The organism is Methylibium sp. T29-B (assembly GCF_000576225.1).
Classification (GTDB): Bacteria; Pseudomonadota; Gammaproteobacteria; order Burkholderiales; family Burkholderiaceae_C; genus Methylibium; species Methylibium petroleiphilum.
In genome coordinates, this window is the sequence record NZ_AZSN01000360.1 from 1 (window position 1) to 1,170 (window position 1,170).

At 67.8% G+C, this 1,170-nt stretch carries 1 protein-coding gene; it reads left to right on the top strand.

Going from position 1 to position 1,170, the window contains the following annotated elements; genetic code table 11:
* Nucleotides 1-275 precede the first annotated feature (275 nt).
* On the top strand, nt 276-1,170 hold an 895-nt coding region (locus Y694_RS21925), incomplete at its 3' end, for a XylR N-terminal domain-containing protein (protein ID WP_036236744.1).

Below are 1,170 nucleotides of genomic sequence, written 5' to 3' on the forward strand. Positions count from 1 at the left end.
CCGGCCACCGTCACCTCCAACCATCCATCGTTCGTCACTGCGGGTCTCCATGCTCGGCCCGACACTTGCGGCCGGTTCAGGACACGAAGAATTGCAAGCGCGGTGCCATGCCAGCACGGGCTCTCAAGTCCTTGATTCGCTTGCGGTTTTTTGACGAACTCGTGGAAACCCGAGGTTCCGGACCGGGGTCGCAGATTCATCATTTGCGACAACGAGAAAATGCGGATTGCCGCTTTTGACGAACAGGCCGGCCCCGACCGGACCGAGGAGACAGCATGCCCCCCACCACCCACGCGGCGCCATCGGCGACGGTCCGCGCCGACGGACCGGACGACCGTACGCTCACCGAGCACCTGCGTTTCTCGCCCGACGCCGGCCACATCGTGCTGTTCGAGCAGCGCATGCTGCTGATGCACGCGTCGTCGTTCGCCGAGCTGCGGCGCGAGCTCATCGAACAGCTGGGCACCGGCAAGGCGCGCGAGCTGTTCACGCGGCTCGGCTACCAGCAGGGCTTCGAGGACGGCCAGCGCCTGCGCGCCCTGTGCGGCACGGACCGTGACCGCATGCTCGAGCTCGGCCCGCGCCTGCGCGAGATCGAAGGCTTCGTGCGCAACCAGCCGATCGACGCGATGCAGTTCGACCTCGAAGGCGGCGAGTTCTGGGGCGACTACTACTGGACCTCCTCCTGGGAGGCCGAAGCCCACCTCAAGCACTGCGGCGTGTTCGGCGAACCGGCCTGCTGGATGATGGTGGGCTATGCGAGCGGCTGCTGCACCGCCATCCTCGGGCAACCGGTGCTGTGGCGCGAGATCGAGTGCGTGGCGATGGGCCACGAGCGCTGCCGCGTGGTCGGTCGCCCGCTCGCCGCCTGGGACGACCTGAGCGAGCACGAGACCAACTTCCTGAAGATCGAGTCCTTCGTGCGCACGCCACCGAAGGCCCGGCCGACCCGCAGTGCGCCGGCCAAGGTCTGCGTCCCGGGCGAGTTCGACGACTTCGTCGGCACCTCGGCCGGCTTCAACGCGGTGGCCAACCTGGTCCGCCGTGTCGGTGTGACCGACTCCACCGTGCTGTTCCGCGGCGAGAGCGGCGTCGGCAAGGAGCGTTTCGCACGGGCGCTGCATTCGGTCAGCCGCCGGCACGAGCAGCCGATGGTGTCGATCAACTGCG